The sequence below is a fragment of the Enterobacter sp. IF2SW-B1 genome (assembly GCF_001743375.1).
Classification (GTDB): Bacteria; Pseudomonadota; Gammaproteobacteria; order Enterobacterales; family Enterobacteriaceae; genus Enterobacter; species Enterobacter bugandensis.
Genome location: NZ_MJAA01000008.1, coordinates 372,594 through 389,012, shown reverse-complemented (window position 1 = coordinate 389,012; position 16,419 = coordinate 372,594). Strand labels below are relative to the sequence as shown.

At 57.3% G+C, this 16,419-nt stretch carries 13 protein-coding genes; 4 read left to right on the top strand and 9 right to left on the bottom strand.

Annotated elements, in window-relative coordinates:
* Positions 1–236 precede the first annotated feature (236 nt).
* From galS to A6013_RS17700, 4 genes are all read right to left on the bottom strand, one after another.
* Positions 237–1,259, bottom strand: coding sequence for an HTH-type transcriptional regulator GalS (gene galS, locus A6013_RS17715; RefSeq protein ID WP_047367960.1), 1,023 nt, complete (start codon positions 1,257–1,259; stop codon positions 237–239).
* 155 nt (positions 1,260–1,414) lie between these two features.
* Entirely contained in the window at positions 1,415–2,572 is a 1,158-nt protein-coding gene (yeiB, locus tag A6013_RS17710) for a DUF418 domain-containing protein YeiB (protein ID WP_069733507.1), read from the bottom strand.
* Positions 2,573–2,590: 18 nt separating this feature from the next.
* Positions 2,591–3,259: a GTP cyclohydrolase I FolE gene (folE, locus tag A6013_RS17705; RefSeq protein WP_023330924.1), complete on the bottom strand. Its 669-nt coding sequence runs from the start codon at positions 3,257–3,259 to the stop codon at positions 2,591–2,593.
* A gap of 102 nt (positions 3,260–3,361) precedes the next feature.
* Positions 3,362–4,510, bottom strand: a complete 1,149-nt coding sequence (locus A6013_RS17700; protein WP_063943449.1) for a YbfB/YjiJ family MFS transporter — start codon at positions 4,508–4,510, stop codon at positions 3,362–3,364.
* Between the two features lie 138 nt (positions 4,511–4,648).
* Here A6013_RS17700 and fghA point away from each other — a divergent pair, with 138 nt between their 5' ends.
* Both fghA and A6013_RS17690 read left to right on the top strand, forming a co-directional pair.
* Positions 4,649–5,476, top strand: a complete 828-nt coding sequence (fghA, locus tag A6013_RS17695; protein WP_069733506.1) for an S-formylglutathione hydrolase — start codon at positions 4,649–4,651, stop codon at positions 5,474–5,476.
* 268 nt (positions 5,477–5,744) lie between these two features.
* Positions 5,745–7,730: a ligand-gated channel protein gene (locus A6013_RS17690; RefSeq protein WP_028013864.1), complete on the top strand. Its 1,986-nt coding sequence runs from the start codon at positions 5,745–5,747 to the stop codon at positions 7,728–7,730.
* Positions 7,731–7,784: 54 nt separating this feature from the next.
* Here the strand turns inward: A6013_RS17690 and A6013_RS17685 are convergent, their stop codons facing one another.
* On the bottom strand, positions 7,785–9,254 hold the full coding sequence (locus A6013_RS17685) for an amino acid permease (RefSeq protein ID WP_028013865.1): 1,470 nt from the start codon (positions 9,252–9,254) through the stop codon (positions 7,785–7,787).
* Positions 9,255–9,412: 158 nt separating this feature from the next.
* Positions 9,413–10,279, bottom strand: a complete 867-nt coding sequence (yieE, locus tag A6013_RS17680; RefSeq protein WP_028013866.1) for a DNA-binding transcriptional regulator YeiE — start codon at positions 10,277–10,279, stop codon at positions 9,413–9,415.
* 97 nt (positions 10,280–10,376) lie between these two features.
* Here yieE and A6013_RS17675 point away from each other — a divergent pair, with 97 nt between their 5' ends.
* The gene (locus tag A6013_RS17675) at positions 10,377–11,423 is read left to right on the top strand and encodes a YeiH family protein (protein WP_028013867.1); all 1,047 of its coding nucleotides are present in this window, start codon (positions 10,377–10,379) and stop codon (positions 11,421–11,423) included.
* Between the two features lie 64 nt (positions 11,424–11,487).
* Positions 11,488–12,345, top strand: coding sequence for a deoxyribonuclease IV (nfo, locus tag A6013_RS17670; protein ID WP_069733505.1), 858 nt, complete (start codon positions 11,488–11,490; stop codon positions 12,343–12,345).
* Positions 12,346–12,391: 46 nt separating this feature from the next.
* Here the strand turns inward: nfo and fruA are convergent, their stop codons facing one another.
* The 3 genes from fruA to fruB are packed head-to-tail and all read right to left on the bottom strand — an operon-like array spanning position 12,392 to position 16,162.
* Positions 12,392–14,077: a PTS fructose transporter subunit IIBC gene (gene fruA, locus A6013_RS17665; protein ID WP_069733504.1), complete on the bottom strand. Its 1,686-nt coding sequence runs from the start codon at positions 14,075–14,077 to the stop codon at positions 12,392–12,394.
* Between the two features lie 16 nt (positions 14,078–14,093).
* Positions 14,094–15,032: a 1-phosphofructokinase gene (gene fruK, locus A6013_RS17660; RefSeq protein WP_010433510.1), complete on the bottom strand. Its 939-nt coding sequence runs from the start codon at positions 15,030–15,032 to the stop codon at positions 14,094–14,096.
* Positions 15,032–16,162 carry a fused PTS fructose transporter subunit IIA/HPr protein gene (gene fruB / locus A6013_RS17655; RefSeq protein ID WP_069733503.1) on the bottom strand — a complete coding sequence of 377 codons (1,131 nt, stop codon included), beginning with the start codon at positions 16,160–16,162 and terminating at the stop codon, positions 15,032–15,034. Before fruB ends, fruK begins: the two co-directional genes overlap by 1 nt.
* Positions 16,163–16,419: the final 257 nt, after the last annotated feature.

Genomic DNA, 16,419 nt, shown 5'->3' with positions numbered 1-16,419 from the left:
GTTAATAAAACGTTACTGACAGCCGACGTTCACTTATAAAATTTCTATCTTCCGTGGTCGGTAACGCTCCAGAAATGCGTTTTATTCGTTGTTTGCGGCACATTGGCTATGGTGAAAGCGAATAATCACCGTTACATAGCGTTTCAGCCCCTAAAACGCTGACATCATAGTCAGCGCCTTGTTAAGATACTGTGAATTTACTCACAGATTGAAAACGGTTACATCACCTGGTGTAATCAGTTAGTGATCGGAACCACAATTTGCCGGGCGGCGACGGAATGACGACGCACCAGCGTCGGCATGAAGCAGTGAGTTGCCCCCGGATCCAGCAGCCCTGCCGCTCCCTGTAGCGCCAGCTCGGTCGCCAGTTTTGCCATAGAAGCAATGGGATAGCGCACCGTAGTCAGCTGCGGGTCGGTGTAACGGGCAATCGGAATATCATCGAAACCAATCAATGACAAATGCTGTGGCACCGCAATGCCGTTATCCTTCAGCGCAGTCAGCGCGCCTGCCGCCATGCTGTCGTTATAGGTAAACACCGCAGAAAGCTGCAGATTACGGCCCAGCAGTTCCACCATTGCCGCCTCACCGCCCTGCATATCCGGCGTGCCGGTGCCAATCCAGCTTTCTGATGGCGTAATACCGTGCTCTTTCAGGGCGTTTTGCCACCCCTCACGCCGCAGCTCGTCATCTTCAATGTGATGGCTGGAGGCCAGATAGCCGATCCGCTGATGGCCGTTATTGATGAGCATTTTGGTGGCCATCATGGCGCCGCTGACGTTATCCAGCCCGACACAGCGGTGGGCATAGCCCGGGACGATGCGGTTGATTAACACCATGCCCGGGATCTGCTCCATAAACCCGACCAGCTCTTCATCGCTTAAGGCTTTTGAGTGAACAATCAGGGCGTTGCAGCGCTGGCGGATCAGCACTTCAATGGCATAACGCTCCTTTTCCGCCTCGTGATAGCTGTTGCCAATCAGCACGTATTTCTGATGCTGCTGGGCGACCACATCGACCGCTTTCACCAGCGCACCGAAAAAGGCGTCCGAGACATCCATTACCACCACGCCGATGGTATCGCTGACCTGTGTTGCCAGCGCCTGCGCGTTGGCATTTGGCCGGTACCCGAGCTGGGTCACGGCTTTCATTACGGTTTCACGGGTTTCAGGGCTGACCAGCGCGCTGTTATTCAGCACGCGGGAAACGGTAGCCACAGAAACGCCCGCCAGACGGGCGACGTCACGAATGGTGATCATATTCACCATCCTTCAAAGAATTGCAGCAACTCACAGACACCCCCTGTGTTTAGCAAGGTGGCTATTTTGGCAGCGAGAGAAAGGGGACTACGTGAAGAAGCTCACACTCATGAAAACGCTTACATCCGTTTTGTTAATGATTGTGATCCAGATCGTTATCTGGATGTATTACTCAATGATACCCCCGAAGCATGTGCGGTTAACTGACGCCACACCCACTCCAGCGGTCCCTGGCGGAAATAACGCAGCCAGATGACAGAAAACGCCAGGTTTACTATCCAGACCGGAATAACAAACGCCAGTAGTCCGAGGCGGTCGAATTTCATAAACAGGCCAAAGCGATAGAAAAGCGTGGTGCAGATCAGCGTCTGCAGAAGGTAATTGCTTAACGCCATCCGCCCAACGCAGGCTACGGCGCTGACGATCCACAGGCGAGAAAGCTGTGGCCAGAAACCATAGATCAGCGCCGCATAACCGATGGTCTGGAACGGCGCGCTCAATTCACGCGGCGCCTGCAGCAGGAACGCGCACCAGCGGTAATCCCAGTGAAGGTGCCACTGTGCCATTACCGCCGGAAGGTTAATCAGCACGCCCAGCAGGACCAGCCCCGCGCCGGTGCGGCGGTAGTGCCGCTGGCTGAATTCCCCTTTCAGCCAGCCGGTGCGCATCAGTGACGCGCCCATCAGCATCATGCCCGCCAGCTGCCAGCCGTATTGCGCCCCCAGGGCAAGCAGATTGTCGCCCAGCATATCCGCACGGTTGCTTATCGCTTCCGTACCGCCCTTCAGCTTCCAGTACTGCTCGTACTGGAGGTTAGCGGCGTCCGGGATCCAGGAACGGTTTGTCGCGTCACCGGAGATCAGCCCCAGCAAAAGCAGGACGCCGAGTCCCATGAGATAGAGCATCACGCCGGTGTTAAACAGGCTTTTCACGCTGTGCGCGTCGCGAATCAGCCGCCAGCAGATTAGCCCGACTAACCCATAAGCGAGAAGAATATCACCATCCCAGAAGAACAGGCCGTGGATAAAGCCGAGAATTGCCAGCAGCGTTAAGCGCGACTGGATCCAGCGCGTGCCGCGTTTGAGCAGAAGCTGCAGGCCCGCGCCAAACAGCAGCGCAAACAGCGTGAGGAATTTAACCTGAGCAAACAGGTCGAGGATCGCCCACGTCCAGGCATCGCTTCGGGTGATGTCGCCGTACCAGGCGGGATTGAGGTAAGCGGCCTTCGGCAGACCGAAGGCGCTGATATTCAGCAGCAGGATACCCAGAATGGCGACGCCGCGAACAAAATCGAGCGTGACGTTTCGCTCCATGGTCCCTGCCCTGTCTGATTAGTTGTGGTGACGCACGGCGCGCAGGAACTCCTGGCGGGTGTTCTGGCTCGATTTAAACAGGCCGCCCAGCGAGGTGGTGGTGGTCGCACTGGTCGCATCACGCACGCCGCGCGCTTTCACGCAGTAGTGCACCGCATCAATAGAGACCGCCACGTTGTTGGTACCCAGCAGCGTTTGCAGCGCGATCAGGATCTGCTGCGTCAGACGCTCCTGCACCTGAGGGCGCTGCGCGAAGAACTGCACAATACGGTTGATCTTCGACAGGCCAATCACCGTGTCTTTCGGGATATACGCCACGGTCGCTTTACCGTCGATGGTCACGAAATGGTGCTCGCAGGTGCTGGTCAGCGTAATATCACGGACCGTCACCATCTCATCCACCTTCATCTTGTTTTCGATGACGGTAATTTTCGGGAAGTTGGCGTAATCCAGTCCGGAGAAAATTTCGTCAACGTACATTTTCGCGATACGCTTGGGCGTCTCCATCAGGCTGTCATCGCTCAGATCGAGATTCAGCAGTTGCATGATCTCGGTCATATGCCCGGAAATCAGACTTTTACGGGTTTCATTGTCCATATCCTGAACGGGCGGACGCAGTGGCGTTTCAAGACCGCGCGCGAGCAGGGCTTCGTGGACCAGGGCAGCTTCTTTACTGAGTGATGACATTTTGTTCTCCTGCAGGTGTGGCGTCTTTCGCCCTCGTTGTGGCAAAAGTATGCGCTCATTGTGCGTGAGGCGACGCACATAATCCAGTATTCACGACGATAATTATTGCAATTGCTGTTGCCTTTCAGCGTGGCGATTCCAGACCAGGGCACCCGCGACAAACAGCGCAACGCCAGCCAGCCCCAGCGCAGGCTCCAGCCGGTGGGTTAGCCAGGTTGATAACGCCGAGGTCACCGGCCCCACCAATTGCCCGATGGCATACCCGGTGGTGAGCAGCCCCGCCATATAGCGCGTGTGGTGTGGTGCCAGCTCGCGGCCGTATAAAAGAGAGAGCTGCACCGCGCAGAGGAACCCGCCGCCGACCAGCAGCCCGCCCGTCAGCAAGCCGCCAATGCCCGGCAGCAGCCAGGCCGCCAGCACGCCCGCCCCCTGTAACCACAGCACTATCGCCAGCCTGCGGTTAGCCGTTGAGGTGTGGCGCAAAAGAATGCTGAGCGCAATCCCCACCACGGCCGCGGCACCAAAAATCGGCCAGACAAACTGGGCAAACAGGCTGCCGGGAAAACGCACCGCCGCCATTTGCGAAAGAAAGGTCGCCGGAAGGATATAGCCAAATCCCGCCAGGCTGTAGCTCCAGACCAGGCGCTTGAGATCCGTCGTCAGCAACAGCGGCTCTGGCGCGCTGCCGGGTCGATGAAGCTGTCCGGAACGCGGCAGATAGCGCGCCACCAGCGCGACCAATACCAGCGCCAGCACGCCGTAGATTTGCCACGCCGCACCGGCCGAAAGGGATTTCGCCTGAATATAGACCGCGAGCAGGCCGCTCAGGGCGATGCCCGCGCCAGGACCGGCAAACACGGCAGCGCTGAGCCCCGGTTTACCCAGCTGCCCCAGCCGCTCGTTGCTCCAGGCGGCAATCAGCACCATTGACCAGCCGCTCATGCAGCCAATCACAAAGCGCAGCAGGCCGTGCACAACGGCGTTATCCGCGGCGGCGGAGAGCAAGGTCAGCGCAACCGCACCGGTGATGCCAAGCCAGAGTCGCGTTTCAACAAAGCGGTGCGCCCGCATGGCATCCCATGCGCCCACCAGATAGCCCAGATAATTCATCGCCGCCACCAGACCTGCGCTGGTGAGCGTGAGTTGCCCGGCGGCAATCATCAGTGGCACCTGAGGCGTAAAGGCGAAGCGCCCTATCCCCATCGCCACCACCAGAACGACAAACCCACTAAGCGCAATACGCAGCGCCATGACCGCTCCAATTGTTAAAGAAAAGTAAATTTATGATGCAGCATCTCGCCGCTCCGCGAAAGTGAAAGTTGCTCACAGGTAAATGAAAACGCTGTATTATGGCTCTAATGAATAGCTATTCTCATTAAGGAGCCCTGCATGGAACTGCTCGAAGAGCACCGTTGTTTTGAAGGTCGACAGCAGCGCTGGCGGCACGACTCCACCACGCTGAACTGCGCCATGACGTTCAGCATTTTCCTGCCCCCGACGGAAAATCCGCCGGTTCTGTTCTGGCTTTCAGGCCTGACGTGTAATGACGAAAACTTCACTACCAAAGCGGGCGCGCAGCGTATTGCGGCCGAGCTGGGCATTGCGCTGGTGATGCCCGACACCAGCCCGCGCGGCGATGATGTGGCGGACGATGCCGGGTACGACCTGGGCAAAGGTGCCGGATTTTATCTCAACGCCACCGAGCAGCCGTGGGCGAGCCATTACCGCATGTATGACTACATTCGCGACGAGCTGCCAGCGCTGATTAAGGCCGAATTTACGGTGAGCGACCGCTGCGCCATCAGCGGGCACTCCATGGGCGGGCACGGGGCGTTAATCATGGCGCTGAAAAATCCGGGCAAGTACGCCAGCGTGTCGGCATTCGCACCGATTGTGAACCCAACGCAGGTGCCGTGGGGGCAAAAAGCCTTTACACACTATCTGGGTGACGACAGTCAAAAATGGCAGGAATGGGATAGCTGCGCGCTGATGCTGGCAAGCCGGCCGGAAGATGCGATTCCGATGCTTATCGACCAGGGTGATGCGGATCAGTTCCTCGCCGGACAGTTACAGCCTGCGGTTCTGGCTGAAGCGGCGCGCCAGAAGGACTGGCCGCTGACGCTGCGCATTCAGGCGGGATACGATCACAGCTATTACTTTATGGCGTCCTTTATTGAAGATCATCTCCGCTTCCATGCGGTACATCTGTTCAGGTAAGTTCAGCCTTTTTGCCCGGTAGCCTCCTGCATACCGGGCCTTTCCCCTCCCCCTCATTTACATAGTTCTATCCGCTTGAATCCAGGCTGGTTTCCTTTCACTCCCTTCAAACACAAATGATTTCAATTATCATTTGTGTTTACAATTCTTCATTCTTTTGTACAATTCCAGGCTCTTCTCCATCTTAAAGAGTTCTTAAAAGACAAAAACATACAGTTCTCAGGGTTATCCCGATGGAGTTTTATTCATTTTTATACGGAATGTACAAATGACAATACCCCGCATTAAGCTCCTGGCCGTCGCCGTTGGCGCTGCCACATTCACCCCTCTCGTTCACGCAGCCGATCAGGACACCGTTGTCGTCACCGCGACGGGTTTTGAACAAAAGATCCAGAATGCCCCCGCCTCCATCTCTGTTATTTCGAAACAGCAGATTGAAGATAAAGCCTACCGTGATGTTACCGATGCCCTGAGAGACGTCCCGGGTGTGGTCGTCACCGGCGGCGGGAGTAGCAGTGATATCAGCATTCGCGGCATGGCATCTCAGTACACCTTGTTCCTCGTGAACGGCAAACGCGTCAGTACGCGAAGCACCCGCCCAAACAGCGACAACTCGGGTATTGAACAAGGCTGGCTGCCGCCGCTGGAGTCCATTGAGCGCATTGAGGTTATACGCGGCCCGATGTCCTCACTTTACGGCTCCGATGCGATGGGTGGCGTCATCAACGTCATTACCAAAAAAGTCTCAAACACTAAAGCCTGGACCGGTTCGTTGCACGGCGATGCAACCTTCCAGGAAAACCATGATTCCGGCGATATCTTCCAGACCAACGCCTACGCTTCTGGTCCCCTGATTGACGGTCTGCTTGGCGCAAAAGTGACGGGGCTGTTGTCACGCCGCGCCGAAGATAAAATCGTGAACGGGTATAACGAGCAGAAAATGCGTAACGGTGGCATTACCCTGAACTTCACCCCGGATGAGAAGAACGATTTCGATCTTGATTTTGCTCGCGAGCTTCAGGACAGAAACAGCACGCCAGGGATGTCGAAAGCGGCTGAAACCTGCCGGGGAACGACCTGTAAGCCAAATACTAAAAGCGACTCACGCTATGAGCACACAACTTACTCCTTAACCCACAGCGGGTATTACGACGACTTCAATACCACCAGCTATATCCAGCAGGAAGAGACCAATAATCCAGGTCGCAAAATGCGCTCGTATAACACCACCTTCAACAACCAGAACCAGATTTTCCTCGGCGATCATACGTTGACCCTCGGCGGGCAGTATCGGTATGAGAAACTGCGCGACGAGGGCAATCAGCTGGAAGCTGCGGACGGCCTGAACAAACTGACGCGCTGGAGCTGGGCCCTGTTTGCCGAAGATGAATGGTCAATGACGGAAAGCTTTACATTGACCGGCGGCCTGCGTATGGACAAAGACCAAAACTACGGGACGAACTGGACGCCGCGCGGTTACGGCGTATGGCACCTGGCCGATCACTGGACGTTGAAAGGCGGGGTTTCGGCTGGCTATCGTGCGCCGGATCTGCGGCAGTCGTCTGCCAGTTGGGGCCAGGTAACGGGTGGCGGCCGTCTTGACGGTATCATCGTTGGCAACCCGGATCTGAAACCAGAGAAGAGCCTGAGCGAAGAGCTCGCCCTGCTCTGGGATAACAACGATAACCTGAATGCCGGCGTGACGCTGTTTAATACCGACTTCAAGGACAAGATTACGGAAGTTCGCCGCTGTAACAGCAGCGCCGATCCCGCCTGTACGATTGGCGATCACAGCTATGATTTCGTGAGCGACCGCGTTAACGTGGACAAAGCCAACATGCGCGGCGTGGAGTCCTCCTTCGGCTGGAAAATCTCGCGCGATGTAAACTGGACCGCAAACTATACTTATACCGAATCTGAGCAGAAGAGCGGTCAGTTCTCAGGCAAGCCGCTGAACAAGATGCCGAAGCACATGTTCAACACTACCCTGGACTGGCAGGCGACACCCGACGTAGGTTTCTGGAGCCGTCTGAACCTTCGCGGTAAAACGTCTGAGTACCTGAGCCGCACGTCAATGTCCCAGGGCACACCGTCCTACACTCAGGTTGATGTCGGTCTGCGCTACAACGCGAACAAAAACCTGCTGGTTACCGCCGGTGTGTATAACGTGCTGGATAAGCAGATTGACTACGACACGTATGACACCGTGCTGGACGGGCGTCGCTATACGGTTGGCATGACCTACAGCTTCTGATCTGCCCATAAAAAAGCCCGCTCGGTTGAGCGGGCTGAAAGAGAGGAAGCGCGGTTATTGTTTAAATCGTTCCGGGAAATCCATTTCACTGTAGCGAACGAAGCGGGTTCCTTTCGTCAGTTTGTAGCCAAACCAGATGATCAGGAACAGCGGAATACCAATGTAGGTCGCCGTGACGGCACCCCAGTCAATGGTGTCCGCAAGGAAGGCCTCATAGTTCTGACCCAGAGTAATGATCAGGCACAGAACGAAGGCGAAAATCGGCCCCAGCGGGAAGAACCCTGAACGGTACGGCAGGTTATTCAGGTCATGACCCTGCATGACGTAGCCGCGACGGAAACGGTAGTGGCTGATGGCAATGCCCAGCCAGGCGATAAAGCCCGTCATCCCGGAGGTGTTAAGCAGCCACAGGTACACCGTCTGGTTGCCGAACATGGAGGTCAGGAAGCACAGGCCGGCAATCACCGTGGTGGCATACAGTGCGTTGCGCGGTACGCCGCCGCGGGACAGTTTCGAGAAAATGCGCGGCGCTTTACCGTCGCAGGCCAGGGTATAAAGCATACGGGTGGAGGCGTACATGCCGGAGTTACCCGCCGACAGCACCGCCGTCAGGATCACCGCATTCATTACCGCCGCCGCTGAGAGCAGGCCCGCGTGCTGGAAGACCAGGGTGAACGGGCTGACGCTGATGTCTTTCACGTCGTTACGCAGCAGGCTTGGATCGGTATACGGAATGATCAGGCTGATAATCAAAATAGCGAACACGTAGAACAGCAGGATACGCCAGAACACCTGACGCACCGCGCGCGGAATGTTCTTCTCCGGGTTTTCGGATTCACCGGCCGCGATACCAATCAGCTCCGTGCCCTGGAAGGAGAAGCCGACAATCATCGCCACGCCAATCATCGCCGAGAAGCCCCCGGCAAACGGCGCGTCGCCGATGGTCCAGTTACTCCAGCCCGCAGGTTCAGCCCCTTTGAAAATACCCACGATCATCGCCACGCCGACGACGATAAAGATGATGACGGTTGCCACTTTGATCAAAGAGAACCAGTATTCCGCTTCGCCAAAGCCGCGCACGGAGATGTAGTTCAGCAGGAAGATGACGGCGAGGAACAGGGCGCTCCAGATCCAGCCCGGCGTGTCCGGGAACCACCAGGTCATCACCAGTTGCGCAGCGACGAGGTCCACGGCGATGGTGACGGCCCAGTTGTACCAGTAGTTCCAGCCCAGCGCGAAGCCGAAGCCTTCTTCAACGTATTTTTGTCCGTAGGTCGAAAACGAACCTGACACCGGCATGTATGCCGCCAGTTCGCCCAGGCTGGTCATCAGAAAATAAACCATCAGGCCAATCAGGATATAAGAGAATAATGCCCCACCCGGGCCGGCTGCCGAAATCGTTGCGCCAGAGGCAACGAAAAGACCTGTACCGATTGAGCCGCCAATGGCGATCATCGTCAGGTGACGCGCCTTGAGTTCACGACGTAGCGTGGGCGCTTCTGTGGTTTTAGTTTCTGAAACCATGTGAAAATGCTGTCCATTTAATAAATGAGGCGCGATTGTAGCAGACGATCTGCGTTCCTTCCGGCAGAAATACCCTGTTATAAGAGAGCTTCATGACGCGTCCAGGATTATAAGTAACGCATTATTTTTCCCTCTCCCCTTTGGGGTGAGGGGCGCTTTTACATCTCGCAATAGCGCAGAAAACGCTGCAGCGAACTGGACAGGTGTTTCTGACGATGGTGGATGCACCACAGCGTGCGCACCAGTTTTGGCAGCGGAACAGGGATTTCCACCAGCGATCCGGTCTCCAGCTGTTCGGCAATCACCCGCCGGGAAAGACAGCTGATGCCCAGGCCATGACGCACCGCGTGCTTAATCGCCTCTGAGTTTCCCAGCTCCATTCCCAGCTGGAAATGCGGCAGATGCGACAGCAGCAGGTAGTCGACAATCTCGCGCGTGCCGGAACCCTGCTCGCGGAGGATCCACTGCGCCTGCGCCAGCCGCTCCAGCGTCACCTCGCCCTGCAATAACGACGAGGCCGGAGACGCAAACACCACCAGCTCATCCTCCAGCCAGGGCTCGGCAATGATATCGACGTTGTGGCAAGGACCTTCGATAAGTCCGATATCCACGCGGAAATCAATCACCGCGTTGATCACGTCCTGGCTGTTACCCACGCTCAACTCCAGCGGCAGGGTCGGGAAATCCCGGCGGTAGCGGGCAATCACTTCCGGCAGGATGTAGTTGCCGATGGTGCTGCTGGCAAATACGCGGATCGCGCCGTTGTCCTCGCGGAACAGCTGCTCGATTTCAATAGCCTGCTCCAGCAGCGCCAGCGCGCGCGGGTAAAGCAGGCGGCCATGTTCGTTGACCACCAGTCGCTTCCCTACCCTGTCAAACAGCTGGACGCCCAACTGGCCTTCGAGATCGGTCAACGCCGCGCTGACGGCAGACTGCGAGAGCGCCAGCATTTGTGACGCCTGGGTCGTCGAGCCGCTTTTCAGCACCTCGGCAAACACTTCCAGCTGACGCAATGTAATGTGCATGGTTGCTTACCACTTATAAAGATTGATTATAAATATATAATCAATTTTATTTTTAAGCCAGCGCGCCGTAACCTTTAGCCAGACAAAGGAGAAGGTTATGTCAGAAATCACCTTACAACATCATCGTACAGTGTGGCACTTCGTGCCCGGCCTTGCGCTCAGCGCCGTCGTCACCGGCGTGGCCTTATGGGGCGGCAGTATTCCGGCAGTGGCTGGTGCAGGGTTCAGCGCGTTAACGCTGGCCATTTTGCTCGGCATGGTGGTCGGGAACACCGTTTACCCCCATATCTGGAAATCCTGCGACGGCGGCGTGATTTTCGCCAAGCAGCATTTATTACGTCTCGGGATTATCCTTTACGGCTTCCGTCTCACCTTTTCGCAGATTGCGGACGTGGGCGTCAGCGGGATTGCCATTGACGTCCTGACGCTGACCAGCACCTTTTTACTGGCGTGCTTTATCGGTCAGAAAGTGTTTGGCCTGGATAAGCAAACCAGCTGGTTAATCGGCGCAGGCAGCAGCATCTGCGGCGCGGCGGCAGTGCTGGCAACAGAACCCGTCGTTAAAGCCGAAGCCAGTAAAGTGACGGTGGCGGTCGCGACGGTGGTTATCTTCGGTACGCTGGCAATCTTCCTGTATCCGGCCATGTACCCGCTGGTGGCGCACTGGTTTAGCCCGGAAACCTACGGCATCTACATTGGCTCAACCATGCACGAAGTGGCGCAGGTGGTGGCGGCAGGTCACGCCATTAACCCGGAAGCGGAAAACGCAGCGGTCATTGCCAAAATGCTGCGCGTGATGATGCTGGCCCCGTTCCTGATTTTCCTAGCGGCCCGTGTTAAACAGCTGGCACCGGCTGGCGGCAGCGAGAAGAGCAAAATCACCATTCCGTGGTTTGCGATCCTGTTCATCGTGGTCGCTATCTTTAACTCCTTCCACCTGCTGCCGAAAGCGGTAGTGGAGATGCTGGTGACGCTGGATACGGTGCTGCTGGCGATGGCGATGGCGGCGCTGGGGGTAACCACGCACGTCAGCGCGCTGAAAAAAGCCGGTGCGAAGCCGCTGCTGATGGCGCTGGTGCTCTTCATCTGGCTGATTGTCGGCGGCGGTGCGATTAACCTCGCCGTGCACAGCCTGATGGCATAAACCATCTCGTCCTTCTCCTGTTAACCCGCTATCATAAGCGTTTCGGGTTAACAGGAGTTTTTATATGAAATACGTTGGAGCGCACGTCAGCGCTGCAGGTGGCCTGGCGAATGCCGCCATTCGCGCCGCCGAAATTGAGGCGACCGCTTTTGCCCTGTTCACCAAAAACCAGCGCCAGTGGCGCGCCGCGCCGCTCACCGCTGAGGTCATTGACGATTTCAAAGCCGCCTGTGAAAAAAACCATTACGGGCCGGGCCAGATCCTTCCCCACGACAGCTATCTGATTAACCTCGGGCATCCGGTGCAGGAAGCGCTGGTTAAGTCCCGCGAGGCGTTCCTTGATGAAGTGCAGCGCTGCGAACAGCTCGGGCTGACGCTGCTGAACTTCCATCCGGGTAGTCATCTGATGCAGATTGATGAAGATGCCTGTCTGGCGCGCATTGCCGAATCCATCAACATGACGCTGGATAAGACCAAAGGCGTCACCGCAGTGATTGAAAACACCGCTGGTCAGGGCAGCAACCTCGGCTTTAGGTTTGAACATCTGGCGGCAATCATTGACGGCGTGGAAGATAAGTCTCGCGTGGGCGTATGCATTGATACCTGCCACGCGTTTGCCGCCGGGTATGACCTGCGCACAACCGAGGCCACGAAAAATACTTTCGAGGAGTTCGAGCGCGTTGTTGGCTTTAAATATCTTCGCGGTATGCACCTGAACGATGCGAAAAGCGCGTTCGGCAGCCGCGTTGACCGCCACCACAGCCTGGGCGAAGGCAATATCGGTCACGATGCCTTCCGCTTTATTATGCAGGACGCCCGCTTCGACGGTATTCCGATGGTGCTGGAAACCATCAATCCGGATATCTGGGCGGAAGAGATTGCCTGGCTGAAGGCACAGCAAACCGCAGAACAGGCGGCATAAAAAAAGCCGGGTTGCATTAGCACCCGGCTTTTTTATTGCTTAGTGCTTACGCTGCTTTTGCCGCAACTTCCGCTTCCGGACGTTTCAGCACCGCGTAAGACAGGCCTGCCACCAGCGTACCGGCAACAATCGCCAGCAGATAACCCAGTACCGGGGTGATGGCGCCAGGGATCAGCAGGACGAACAGACCGCCGTGCGGTGCCATCAGCTTCGCGCCAATCGCCATGGAGATGGCACCCGTTACCGCGCCGCCGACGATACAGCACGGCAGAACACGCATTGGGTCACGCGCCGCGAACGGAATCGCACCTTCGGTGATGAAGCACAGGCCCAGCACCAGCGCCGCTTTACCGCCTTCCTGCTGCGCTTTGTCGAACTTACGACGGGCAATAATCGTCGCCAGGCCAAGCGCCAGCGGTGGCACCATACCGGCCGCCATGATCGCCGCCATCGGCGCGTAGGTCTGGGTACTCAGCAGGCCAACGCCAAAGGCGTATGCCGCTTTGTTCACCGGGCCACCCATGTCGGTACACATCATGCCGCCGAGGATTGCGCCCAGCAGCACCGCGTTCGCCGTGCCCATGGTTTGCAGCCAGTGGGTCAGGCCCGCCAGGATACCCGCAACCGGCTTACCAATCAGGTAGATCATCGCCAGACCGACCACCAGGCTGGAGATGAGCGGAATGATCAGGATTGGCTTCAGCGCCTCCATACTCTGCGGCAGCTTCAGCTTCGAGCTAATCAGCTTCGCGACGTAACCCGCGAGGAAACCGGCGATGATACCGCCAATAAAGCCGGAGCCGGTGCTCACTGCCAGCATACCGCCGATAAGACCCGGGGTCAGACCCGGACGGTCAGCGATGGAGAAAGCGATAAAGCCCGCCAGCACCGGCACCATCAGCGCGAACGCTGAACCGCCGCCGATCTGCATCAGCGCAGCCGCAAGCGTCCCTTCTTCTTTAAATGCCGTAATACCAAACGCGAACGACAGTGCGATACACAGGCCGCCCGCAACCACCATCGGCAGCATGTAGGACACGCCGGTCAGCAGGTGACGGTATGCGCCCGCAGACTCTTTTTTGCCTTCGGTCGGCGTTTTTACTGCGCCGGTGGCCTGATACGGTTTGGCTTCTGCCAGGGCCTTATCAAACTCCTGCGCGGTCTTTTTCAGCGCCAGGCCGGTAGAGGTGCGGTACATCGGTTTGCCGGCAAATTTCGCCAGATCCACTTCGATATCTGCCGCCACAATCACCAGATCGGCCTCAGCGACCTCTTCCGGCGTAATGGCATTGCCCGCCCCCACGGAGCCACGGGTTTCAACCTTCACCCACCAGCCGCGTTTTTTCGCTTCGGTTTCAATGGCTTCAGCCGCCATAAAGGTGTGCGCCACGCCCGTCGGGCAGGCCGTGACCGCGACAACGCGTTTCGGACCCGAGGCCGCAGCCGGAGCCGCCGCGACAGGCGCGCTGTAGACGGTCGCGTGACCTTTCGCTTCGCTCAGGAACAGTTCCGGGTGTGCCACCGCGCGATTAATATCGCCCAGCCACACTTTTTTGCCGTTCAGCGCGCTGTCAGCGGGAATTTTATCGCCCAGGACAATCGCCAGTTCGGCATCGCCTGGGTTATCAATGATGTCCAGGTGTGCTTTTTGTGCCGCCGCGCCCAGCAGGGTCTTCGCCATGTAGGCGCGAGCCTGTCCGAGACCGGAGTCAATGATCAGCAGCGTTTTCATTATTCCTCTCCTGCTGTTAGTTAAAAGGTTTTAAGTCAACGCGCGCCATCATCGCGGCTAACTGGGTACGATCGGTAATACCGACATTGCTCTGGCTCACGGCCAGGGCTGCAACGGCGGTGGCAAGACGTAACGTATGTTCACTGGATTCACGCATCAGCAGGCCGTAAATCAGGCCGCCAACCATAGAATCCCCTGCGCCAACGGTGCTCACTACTTCCATTGACGGCGGTTTGGCAATCCATTCACCTGAAGCGTTAACCCACAACGCCCCTTCTGCACCCAGCGAGATCACCACGTGAGCAATACCCTGCTCGCGCAGCGCATGGGCGGCCTCAATCACATCTTTTAATTCCGGCAGCTTACGGCCTGCCCAGATCTCCAGCTCGCGGCGGTTTGGCTTCACCAGCCACGGAGAGGCTTTCAAACCCGCCACCAGCGCATCGCGGCTGCTGTCGAAGATAATGCACGGGCACTGGCTGCGCAGGCGCGTCATCCAGTCGGTAAACGCTTCCGGGCTGACGCCGGACGGCAGGCTGCCGCTGACGCACACCATGTCGAACTGGCCCAGCCAGGTCAGGGAGTCGGTCACAAAGCGCTCCCAGTCAGCTGGCGTCACTTCGAAACCGGAGAAGTTAAGATCGGTCACTTCGCCGTCTTTTTCCGTCAGCTTAACGTTGATGCGGGTACGGCCCTGAACGACCTGGAAACGGTTGGCAATGCCCAGCTCGCTGAACAGCTGCTGGAAGCCATCCTGGTTATCTTTACCGAGGAATCCGCCTACGGTGACGTCGATACCGAGATCCTTGAGCACCTTCGCGACGTTAATCCCTTTGCCCGCAGCATGCAGGCCAGTGGTACGCACGAGGTTAACTTCGCCGCGCTCAATTTCCGGGCAAAACCCCACCAGGTCATAAGCCGGGTTCAGCGTAATAGTCGCAACACGTCTGCTCATTATGCGCCCTCCCCCAGACCTGCCGCGATGGCGTCGCCAATTGCTTTCAGCGCCTGTTCAGCATCTGCGCCCTGCGCGGTGAAGCGCAGGCGATGGCCTTTCTTCACGCCCAGCGCGACGACTTTCATCAGGCTGCGGCCGTTGGCCGGTTTGCCCGAACCATCCAGGTTGGTCACGGTAATCTCGCTTTCAAATTGTTTAATGGTGTTGACCAGCATGGTGCCCGGACGGGCATGCAGGCCGTGTTCGTTACGCACCACGAACTCGGCGTTCAGCACGTCGTCCGTTAGCGCGTCGTCGCTGGTCAGCAGCGCCAGCACGGTCGCCGCATCAGCGTTCAGCAGTTTTTCAGCTTTATTGTTCAGCAGCAGATCGCCCAGACGCTTCAGCACCGAAACCGGCTGCTCATCGTTCATCGCCACGGTCACCAGCATGGCTGCTGTCTCGCCCTCAACCTCGAACGCGGTGGCGGCGCGGCTCACTGCAATTGCGCTGCGCAGGTTGCCTTCAGCGCTATCGTTCAGCCAGATGCCCTGGCCGAGATTCAGCGGTTTATCGTTAATCACGCGCGTCACAAAGGTGGCATCAGCGGCACCCGCTTCTTTCAGGCGACCCGCGTTCAGCGCCTGCAGCGTGACCAGGTCGGAGGCCACAACATCCAGCGTCAGCGTGTCGTTATCCAGCTTCAGCGCTTCACTCTGTTTTTCGCCCATCAGCAACGCCCGCAGCTCTTCAGCGGTTGTTGCAGACTTCAGCTGTTCCGCCACGGAGTCATCGCTCAGGACATGCGTCAGCTGACGCAGCAGGCCTAAGTGTTCGTCGCTGCTCGCCGCGATACCGATAGCAACATAAGCCACCTGGCCGTCGCCCCAGAGCACGCCCTGCGGGAACTGATAGACCTTAACGCCGGTTTTCAGCACCTGGTCGCGGGTGTCGGTTGTGCCGTGCGGAATGGCAATGCCATTGCCGAGGAAGGTGGAGGTCTGCTGCTCGCGCGCCAGCATACCGTTTACGTAGCCGTCCGCGACGTTACCCGCCTGCACAAGGGCAGCGGCAACCTGACGAATAGCCTCTTCTTTATCCCCGGCCTGAGCGCCCGGGTGAATATCCTGAACAGATAACTGGAACATGGTTCTCCTCTCCTGCTGAAAGTGAATCGTTTCAGCTTACATGAGAAAAAATGCGCTAGCCTGCTCCGTTTGTTAAAACAAGATAGCGCTGAAACGTTTCAAAAAGTCTTGCGCTTTCTGCATTGGCTTGCAAGAAATGTCGTATTTCCGATATCAGAATTTAGAGATACTGCACATTTCTTCTGCGTTCAGCTAAATTTTGCTGAACTTCAGCAAACCAGTTTTCAGCTAAGTTCAGCCAGGTGGGGAGTAAGTTG